The 8,100-nt window shown below is 39.4% G+C and carries 11 protein-coding genes; 1 reads left to right on the forward strand and 10 read right to left on the reverse strand.

The annotated features are described in order from the left end of the window. Window positions 1-2: 2 nt before the first annotated feature. The 3 genes from HMPREF2813_RS09250 to waaA are packed head-to-tail and all read right to left on the reverse strand — an operon-like array spanning window position 3 to window position 1,962. A complete protein-coding gene (locus HMPREF2813_RS09250) occupies window positions 3-215 on the reverse strand; it encodes a YceK/YidQ family lipoprotein (protein ID WP_005667603.1) in 213 nt (70 codons plus the stop codon). After that, complete coding sequence (gene coaD, locus HMPREF2813_RS09255; protein ID WP_005692703.1) at window positions 212-682, reverse strand: pantetheine-phosphate adenylyltransferase; 471 nt, start codon at window positions 680-682, stop codon at window positions 212-214. The genes HMPREF2813_RS09250 and coaD overlap by 4 nt, the downstream gene beginning before the upstream one ends. Further along, the gene (gene waaA / locus HMPREF2813_RS09260; protein WP_048946749.1) at window positions 679-1,962 is read right to left on the reverse strand and encodes a lipid IV(A) 3-deoxy-D-manno-octulosonic acid transferase; all 1,284 of its coding nucleotides are present in this window, start codon (window positions 1,960-1,962) and stop codon (window positions 679-681) included. The genes coaD and waaA overlap by 4 nt, the downstream gene beginning before the upstream one ends. 62 nt (window positions 1,963-2,024) lie before the next feature. Between waaA and HMPREF2813_RS09265 the strand changes: the two genes are divergently transcribed. Continuing rightward, on the forward strand, window positions 2,025-2,789 hold the full coding sequence (locus HMPREF2813_RS09265) for a glycosyltransferase family 2 protein (protein WP_048946750.1): 765 nt from the start codon (window positions 2,025-2,027) through the stop codon (window positions 2,787-2,789). Here HMPREF2813_RS09265 and HMPREF2813_RS09270 read toward each other — a convergent pair. The 7 genes from HMPREF2813_RS09270 to HMPREF2813_RS09300 form a co-directional block, all read right to left on the reverse strand. Further along, window positions 2,786-3,343, reverse strand: coding sequence for a DNA-3-methyladenine glycosylase I (locus tag HMPREF2813_RS09270; RefSeq protein WP_048946751.1), 558 nt, complete (start codon window positions 3,341-3,343; stop codon window positions 2,786-2,788). The genes HMPREF2813_RS09265 and HMPREF2813_RS09270 overlap by 4 nt on opposite strands. Next, the gene (aroE, locus tag HMPREF2813_RS09275; RefSeq protein ID WP_048946752.1) at window positions 3,340-4,158 is read right to left on the reverse strand and encodes a shikimate dehydrogenase; all 819 of its coding nucleotides are present in this window, start codon (window positions 4,156-4,158) and stop codon (window positions 3,340-3,342) included. The genes HMPREF2813_RS09270 and aroE overlap by 4 nt, the downstream gene beginning before the upstream one ends. Before the next feature lie 3 nt (window positions 4,159-4,161). Then, complete coding sequence (locus HMPREF2813_RS09280) at window positions 4,162-4,713, reverse strand: L-threonylcarbamoyladenylate synthase type 1 TsaC (protein ID WP_048946753.1); 552 nt, start codon at window positions 4,711-4,713, stop codon at window positions 4,162-4,164. Between the two features lie 15 nt (window positions 4,714-4,728). After that, a complete protein-coding gene (locus HMPREF2813_RS09285; protein ID WP_042594704.1) occupies window positions 4,729-5,265 on the reverse strand; it encodes a DNA topoisomerase family protein in 537 nt (178 codons plus the stop codon). 9 nt (window positions 5,266-5,274) lie between these two features. Further along, a complete protein-coding gene (locus tag HMPREF2813_RS09290) occupies window positions 5,275-7,191 on the reverse strand; it encodes an ABC transporter ATP-binding protein (protein WP_048946754.1) in 1,917 nt (638 codons plus the stop codon). Between the two features lie 183 nt (window positions 7,192-7,374). Continuing rightward, on the reverse strand, window positions 7,375-7,671 hold the full coding sequence (locus HMPREF2813_RS09295; RefSeq protein ID WP_005650837.1) for a type II toxin-antitoxin system antitoxin ToxA: 297 nt from the start codon (window positions 7,669-7,671) through the stop codon (window positions 7,375-7,377). Beyond that, window positions 7,664-7,846 (reverse strand): shikimate 5-dehydrogenase, encoded by a 183-nt coding sequence (locus HMPREF2813_RS09300; RefSeq protein ID WP_005654546.1) that lies wholly within the window; start codon window positions 7,844-7,846, stop codon window positions 7,664-7,666. The genes HMPREF2813_RS09295 and HMPREF2813_RS09300 overlap by 8 nt, the downstream gene beginning before the upstream one ends. Window positions 7,847-8,100: the final 254 nt, after the last annotated feature.

The following is an 8,100-nucleotide window of genomic DNA, read 5'->3' on the forward strand; positions in this document are numbered from 1 at the left end:
AATTATTGAGCCCACGCATAGGGCAGTAATACAGTGTCTAATAAAAATGAGAGAGGCAAATCTAAGATTGGCAATCCCCATTGTTGGGCCATTTCAAGATCATAAGCCGCCCCTGCATAGGCGGTATATTTTTCTGTTGGATCGATAAGTTTGACCACGGAACCACAACCAGATAAAACGATAAGTGCGGTTAAAAAGATAAAGATTTTTATCATCGTGCTTTTAACGCATTGAACACTGGCACAGGCACTAGCTCAGCCACATCGCCGCCATGTAAATAAATTTCACGCACAATGGAGGAAGAAACAAACGCCCATTTTTCTACTGGTGGGAAAAACAGACTATCTACGCCTTTTGTGAGTAAACGATTAAGGGCAGCCAATTGAAGTTCATATTCAAAATCTGTTGTTGTGCGTACGCCGCGAATAATGGCAGAAATATTGTGCTGTTTAATCACATTGGCCAACAAATCAGAAAAGCCAAACACTTCCACATTGGATAAATGTGCAACAGATTGACGAACAAGCTCCACGCGTTCCTCCAAAGAAAATAGTGGCTTTTTACTTGGGCTATTCGCCACCGCCACTAAAACACGAGGAAAAATTACCGCACTTCTTTCAATAATGTCTAAATGACCGTTCGTAATCGGATCAAAAGTACCAGGATAAATCACGCTCGTCATACATTGCGCTCCAAATAAGGTTTTAATAAATCTAACAAACGCTGTAATGCCCCTCGGTTTTCCATCAGCACTTCATAGCCAGCATTGCCTAAACGTTCGCGGGCTTCTTTTGAGTTTAATAAGGCTTCTACTGCACGTTCTAAGGCATCTGCGGTTGAATTAACTTCCAACACACCTTGCACTTCCACCAACATTCGAAATATCTCAGGGAAATTAAAAGTATGCTTGCCAGTAATTACAGGCATTTTAAATGCAAGAGGTTCCAGTGGATTATGCCCCCCGTGTTTCACAAGGCTTCCACCCACAAAAGCAATATCGGAAATGCCATACATCAACATCAGTTCGCCCATACAGTCTCCCAAAATCACTTGGGTATTTTCATTTGGTAATTCATTTGTGGAACGACGAATAAATTGAAATTTTTCCTTTTTAAGTAAATCAGCCACCATATTAAAACGCTCTGGATGGCGTGGAACGAGCAATAACAATAAATTTGGGTATTTTGCTAACAAAGCGCGGTGAGATTTTAAAATGATTTCATCTTCTCCATTATGCGTGCTGGCAGCAATCCATATTGGGCGATCTTGCTTCCAAAGGGTGCGCAATGAATCAATTTTACGTAATAGTTCATCATTCGTATTGAGATCATATTTAATATTGCCCGTGATATTCAATTTTTCCTTTGGATAGCCCAAAGTGGCATAGCGTTTTCCACTAATGTTATCCTGTGCTGCAATCAAGCTAATTTGTGACCACATTGTTTGTAAGCGCGCTTTTATTTTTCCGTAACGATGCGCAGAACGTGCAGATAAACGTGCATTAGCGATAACAAATGGAATATTGCGTAAAAATAATTGATGAATAAGATTAGGCCAAAGTTCTGTTTCCATCACGATACATAATTTAGGTTGTACAAAATTAATAAAACGATGGATCGAAAAAGGTAAATCAAGGGGTAAATAATAATGAAAAACGCTGTCTCCAAAAGTGGCTTTGACGCGCTCTGAACCTGTGGGCGTAAAAGTCGTAAAAGTAATGGATAAATGCGGATAATCTTGTTGCAATTGGCGAACCAGCGGTGTCGCAGCAATCACTTCCCCTACGGAGGCTGCGTGGATAAAGATCCCTTGTGGTGGTGGACAAGGCGCATTACCATAAAAACCATAACGTTCAGCCAAACGCTGGCGATAACGTGGAGATTTAACACTGAGCAAGCCAATAAAACACAATATCAACGGCTGGCAAATTAAAAGCAAGCTGGTATAAAAAAAACGCCACATAAATGAAATTCGGTTATACTTGAAAAAATTTCGGCTAGTATAGCAAAAAAAGGATTGAAAATATGCCTACAATTAGCGTTGCAATGATTGTAAAAAATGAAGCACAAGATCTAGCGAATTGCTTAGATACCGTAAAAGATTGGGTGGATGAAATTATTATTCTAGATTCTGGCAGCACAGATAAAACTAAAGAAATTGCGCTCAGTTATGGGGCGAAATTCTATGAAAATAGAGACTGGCAAGGGTTTGGAAAACAACGCCAATTAGCCCAACAATATGTAACCAGTGATTATGTACTCTGGTTAGATGCAGACGAACGCGTTACCCCCAAGCTGAAACAGGCTATCTTAAGTGCGGTTAAAAATGATCGAGAAAATACCGTTTATGAAATTCCACGAGTCAGTGAAGTCTTTGGACGTGAAATTCGCCATTCAGGCTGGTATCCCGATTATGTGGTTCGTCTCTATCGCACAAACTATGCGCAGTATAACGACTCACTTGTACATGAAAAAGTGGAATTTCCAGCTGGCACAAAAGTAGAAAAATTAACAGGGGATTTAGAGCATTTCACTTATAAAAGCATCCATCATTATCTAGTGAAATCCGCAGGTTATGCAAAAGCCTGGGCAGACCAACGCCAAGCTAAAGGAAAAAAAGCTACACTTTGGCAAGGAATCACCCACGCGATCGGTTGTTTTGTGAAGATGTATTTGTTAAAAGCAGGTTTTTTAGATGGCAAACAAGGATTTTTATTAGCGGTGTTATCGGCGCATTCAACCTTTGTAAAATACGCCGATTTATGGGAGCGAGATCAACATAAACACTAGCGAGTTTTGCAAGGACAATCATTTAAATGATCGTCCACTAACCCCATAGACTGCATAAAAGCATGACACGTGGTTTCGCCAACAAAGACGAAACCACGTTTTTTTAAGGCTTTAGAAAGTGCTTTCGATGCTTCTGTTTTAGCAGGTACAGTTCGCAAATCAGGCACATCATTAACAATCGGTTTATGATTTACAAATGACCAAACAAAATCACTGAAATTTTCACCGCACTTTTCCATCTCTAAATAAGCTTTCGCATTTTTGACAATGGCTTCTAACTTGGCTCGATGGCGAATTAATCCTGTATTTTGCATGCAAGCATCAATATCAAGTGCGGTCATTTTTGCGATTTTTTTCGGATCAAATTGATGAAAAGCTACACGGTAAGATTCACGTTTTTTCAAAACCGTAATCCACGAAAGCCCTGCTTGCTGCCCTTCCAAACAAATTTTTTCAAATAGCTTTTGGCTGTCGAATTCAGGCTTTCCCCATTCCTTGTCATGATAATCAATATAAATAGGTTGTTTGCCAACCCAAGGGCATCGAGTAATCATAACATCGCCTTTTTAAGCTGTTTATAAACCGCTACAAAATTTGGCATTACGCCTCGCCATAAATGGAAAGAATGTGCAGCTTGTGCGACCAGCATTCCAAAGCCATCGCTAATGTTGGTTAAACCCAAACTTTTGCATAATGCGATAAATGGCGTGTCTGTGCCTTTGGCATATTGCATATCATAAAAAGCTGAGCCCAATTTTAAAATTTCAGTATCAACTGGAGCCGTTCCACCACTTAATCCAGCGGAAGTTGCATTAATCACTACATCATAAGTTTGTAGTGGAATAGAATCCATTGAGGCTGCTTGAATATTGCCGTAAGGCTGAAATCTTTCAGCTAATTCTTTGGCTTTGGAAAAAGTGCGGTTGGCAAGCACAATATTTTGTTGAGCTTGCAAAAGTGGCAATAATACGCCTTTTGTTGCTCCGCCTGCTCCTAGAATTAATATGCGTTGATTTGGATGAAGCCAATTTAAACGCTCCAAATCCGTCACCAAACCGATCCCATCAGTGTTATCCGCATAAAGTTTTCCATCATCGAGTTTTTTGAGAGTATTACAGGCTTCCGCTAATTTGGCTCGTTGGCTATATTCGTCTGCCAGTTGATAGGCACGTTCTTTAAAAGGCGAAGTAATATTGCAACCTTTTGCACCACCCTCAAAAAATGCCAAAAGCTGTTGTTCAAAAGAATCAAGATTGCCTAATTTTGCGATGTATTCCATAGTTTGATGGGTTTGCGCTGCTAACTTATTTTGAATTAATGGCGATTTACTTTGCGTAATCGGATTGCCCCACACAGCATAAAGATCCATAAATTATCCCTGTCTAAAAAGTTGATTTGTGCGTAAGTCTCGAATTTCAGATGGATTGCGTGCATCTCCCACAATTTCATCTAATACTGGAAAATCTACACTGAATTGTGACCGCACTTCATCAGCGGTTCGACAAGGTGGCTCTCCTGTCAGATTTGCGCTGGTTGAAGTTAATGTAAAACCCGTGAGTTCACATAAGGCTTTCACAGAAGGATGATCGCACAAACGTACTGCGATGCTATCAAATTTGCCTGTGAGAAAATGCGAGGTTGTCGATTTAGCTGGCACAATCCAAGTCGTTGGACGTTCATATTTACCTTGCAGGCGAGAAAGCTGTTCATCGTTAATCAGCTCAAAATCAACAAAAGGACGGAAAAAATCCAAGCTAGGTGCCACTAAAATCAGCCCTTTTTCCACTGGGCGTTGCTTTAAATCAAGTAATTTTTTTACCGCACTTTCACTTTGCGGATTACAGCCCAAGCCAAACACAGCTTCAGTGGGATAAGCGACCACTTGATTTTGTCGAAGCGCTTTGGCGATTTGTTCTCTATTCATTTCACTCTTTTACTTTTACTGCTCAAAAATATGACGGCAAGTTTTATTTGCACACTGGAAAATTTGTTTTTCCCCATCTTCACTTTTTAACAAAGAAAGTGGGAAATGGCAGGTTGGGCAAGACACGGCATAAGGCTTGGTAGGCAAAGAAAATTTACATTTAGGGAAATTATCACAGCCGTAAAAAATTTTTCCTTGGCGACCCCGACGAGAAATCAAATGCCCCGTTTTACATTCAGGACAAGTAATTTTTTCCTCAGATTCAGATTCTTCTCGCACCACAAAATCGCATTCAGGATACTGGCTACAACCAATAAACATCCCAAAACTGCCTTGTTTCAACTGCAATAAATGACCGCACTTCGGGCAAATTTCATCAAGTGTTTTTAATACTTTATGCTCCGATCGTTGTAAAGGACGCAAATAATCACATTCAGGATAAGCAGAGCAACCTAAAAATAGCCCTTTTTTGCCTTGTTTAATTTGCAAAGGTGCGCCACATTGAGGGCAATATTCCTGTTGTTTGCTATGATGAAAAAGGCTTTGATTCATAATCTATCCTTATGCTTGAAGCATTTCTTCCAATTCTTCCTGTGCGGTCATCCATTCCGTTTCCACATCATCCAATGCTTTCTTCACATCCACTTGTTGAGCCAAAAGTGCGGTCAATTTTTCTTTATTTTCGGCATTATATAATTCGGCATCTGCCAGTTGATTTTCTATGTTCGCAAGCTCAGAAGAAAATTTATTCATTTTTTCTTCTAATTGCGTGATTTTTTTACGTAATGGTGCAGTTTGTTGGCGTAACTCTGCTTCACGGCGTTTTTGTTCCTTACGATTTTGAACCGAATTTTCATTATCGCCCACTTTTTCTGAAACTTTATTTTCAGACGTACTGTTTTGTTCATTCAGCCATTTTTGATAGTCTTCTAAATCGCCTTTAAATTCTTCCACTTTTTTATCGTGAACTAAGTAAAATTCTTCTACGGTATTGCGTAATAAATGACGATCGTGCGACACCACCACCAAAGAACCTTCGTAATCCACCAACGCTTCCGTTAATGCCTGACGCATATCTAAATCCAAATGGTTAGTCGGTTCATCAAGTAATAGCAAATTCGGTCGTTGCCAAACAATCAAAGCCAACACCAAGCGGGCTTTTTCTCCTCCAGAAAAAGATTTTACTGCTTGATTTACTTTATCGCCGTGGAACGCAAAACTGCCTAAATAATCGCGAACTTGTTGCTCCGTTTGTTCTGGTGCGAGTTTTTGCATATGCCACAGGGCAGATTCATCTGCGCGTAAAGTATCTAATTGATGTTGGGCAAAATAGCCAAGTTGCACGCCTTTTGCCAACTGAACTGTGCCTGAAAGTGCGGTCAGTTCTCCTGCTAAAAGTTTAATCAAAGTTGATTTTCCCGCACCATTTTTACCGAGCAAACCAATCCGTGAACCTGGCACCAAATTCAGTTTAATTTTACTTAAAATTTCTACCGCACTTTCTCCGCAACCATAACCTGCACTCGCCTGCTCAATCATCACTAAGGGATTTGGCAAAGATTGCGGCGGACGAAATTCAAAGGTAAAAGGATTATCCACATAAGCAGGCGCAATCCGCTCCATTCTTTCTAATGCTTTCATACGGCTTTGTGCCTGTTTAGCTTTGGTGGCTTTGGCTTTAAAGCGATCAATATATTTTTGTAAATGGGAAATCTTTTGTTGTTGCTGACGATACATCGCTGTTTGTTGTGCCAATTTAGTGGCTCGTTGCACTTCAAAGGAAGAATAATCGCCCGTGTATTCGTTGAGCTTCTGATTTTCGATATGGAGGATTTTTGTCACAATCGGATCGAGAAAATCACGGTCGTGAGAAATTAATACCAAAGTGCCTTGATATTGCACTAACCAACGTTCTAACCAAATAACCGCATCCAAATCCAAATGGTTGGTCGGCTCATCCAGTAACAATAAATCTGATGGACAAAGCAGAGCTTGTGCCAAATTCAAACGCATCCGCCAACCGCCCGAAAAGGCTTTCACTGGCTGGGTTGTTTCTTCTTGACTAAATCCTAAACCATTCAATAACGAAGCGGCACGAGATTGAATTGTCCACGCATCCAAGGTTTCTAATTGCCCGTGAATACGCGCAATGGCGTTACCGTCATTGCGTTCATTTGCTTGTTCAAGCTCTTGTTGCAAACGGCAATATTCACGATCCCCTTGAATCACATAATCAATCGCTGAAATATCCAATGCAGGCGTTTCTTGATTCACCCAAGATACTCGCCAATTTGATGGGTAATTTACCTCGCCCCCCTCTGGCGTTAATTCTTTTTTTAATAAGGCAAAAAGCGAAGATTTTCCACAACCATTTTTCCCCACCAAGCCGACTTTTTGCTTAGGATTAATGGTAGCAGACGCATTTTCGAGAAGCTCCGTTTGCCCTCGTTTTAAGGATAAGTTACTAAATATAATCATTTTTCTACATAGGTCTTAATTTGAGGCTATTTTGCAATATTTTTTCTTTTCTCGGAACAGTCTATTCCGATTTTATCGATTTTCTAGTCAAAAAAGCCACGTATAATAAGGTGCAATAAAAACTATTTATTGAGAAAACTTAATGAAAATATAACAAGTCAATATGAAAATAATGGGTATATCTTAGGCATTTTTTACTCTTAGAGGCACAATCGACAGGGTTTTCCCTAAAGGAGCGAGCAATTTTAACAACGTTTCAAGCTGAGGATTCGTTTGTCCTTTTTCAATGCGTGCAATCATAGGTTGCTTCACACCGCTTAAGGTTTCAAGTTGTTTTTGGGAAATCCCAAGTTGCTGGCGAGAAGTAATCAATTCTTTAATTAAGGCTACACGCAAATTACTTTCTCGGATTTCTTCTTCATTGAAAATTTGCTGTTCAAACTCATTCCAATTTGAACCTAATGGGCTAATTTTATTCATTTTTCAATCTCTCTTTTAATTCACTTAAGCGTTGTTGGGCTGTTTGGATTACATAATCTCGAATTTTATTCAGTTTAATTCGACTATCTTTGCTTTCATTTTGAGCTAGAGATAGCAGATACTCTTTCACTGGCTCAATGTCATTTTGGTCTCTGTAAAAGAGAATCTCGTACATAATTTATCCTATTTATCTACTTATTTCAATAACTAATAAGTTATTAATTTTTGATGTGTAATCATAAATAGAAACTAAAAATTTGGCGAGATAGTCATTTCAATCTTTCGATCGAGATCGCAAAAATGGTAAAAAGAGGTTGATTTTCAAGGAGATTTTGCACAAATACCGATGTTTGAACATTGGCTTTGAAAGAGAGAGTAAAAGGTCAATCCTTTCTTAAGAAAAAGTGCGGTAAAAATTTACCGCACTTT

The sequence above is a fragment of the Haemophilus sp. HMSC066A11 genome, assembly GCF_001811665.1.
GTDB classification, from domain to species: domain Bacteria; phylum Pseudomonadota; class Gammaproteobacteria; order Enterobacterales; family Pasteurellaceae; genus Haemophilus; species Haemophilus influenzae.

Excerpts from the sequence above, each read along its gene's own strand:
- HMPREF2813_RS09250 (WP_005667603.1), bottom strand. The coding sequence starts at position 215 with ATGATAAAAATCTTTATCTTTTTAACCGCACTTATCGTTTTATCTGGT.
- coaD (WP_005692703.1), bottom strand. The coding sequence starts at position 682 with ATGACGAGCGTGATTTATCCTGGTACTTTTGATCCGATTACGAACGGT.
- waaA (WP_048946749.1), bottom strand. The coding sequence starts at position 1,962 with ATGTGGCGTTTTTTTTATACCAGCTTGCTTTTAATTTGCCAGCCGTTG.
- HMPREF2813_RS09265 (WP_048946750.1), top strand. The coding sequence starts at position 2,025 with ATGCCTACAATTAGCGTTGCAATGATTGTAAAAAATGAAGCACAAGAT.
- HMPREF2813_RS09270 (WP_048946751.1), bottom strand. The coding sequence starts at position 3,343 with ATGATTACTCGATGCCCTTGGGTTGGCAAACAACCTATTTATATTGAT.
- aroE (WP_048946752.1), bottom strand. The coding sequence starts at position 4,158 with ATGGATCTTTATGCTGTGTGGGGCAATCCGATTACGCAAAGTAAATCG.
- HMPREF2813_RS09280 (WP_048946753.1), bottom strand. The coding sequence starts at position 4,713 with ATGAATAGAGAACAAATCGCCAAAGCGCTTCGACAAAATCAAGTGGTC.
- HMPREF2813_RS09285 (WP_042594704.1), bottom strand. The coding sequence starts at position 5,265 with ATGAATCAAAGCCTTTTTCATCATAGCAAACAACAGGAATATTGCCCT.
- HMPREF2813_RS09290 (WP_048946754.1), bottom strand. The coding sequence starts at position 7,191 with ATGATTATATTTAGTAACTTATCCTTAAAACGAGGGCAAACGGAGCTT.
- HMPREF2813_RS09295 (WP_005650837.1), bottom strand. The coding sequence starts at position 7,671 with ATGAATAAAATTAGCCCATTAGGTTCAAATTGGAATGAGTTTGAACAG.
- HMPREF2813_RS09300 (WP_005654546.1), bottom strand. The coding sequence starts at position 7,846 with ATGTACGAGATTCTCTTTTACAGAGACCAAAATGACATTGAGCCAGTG.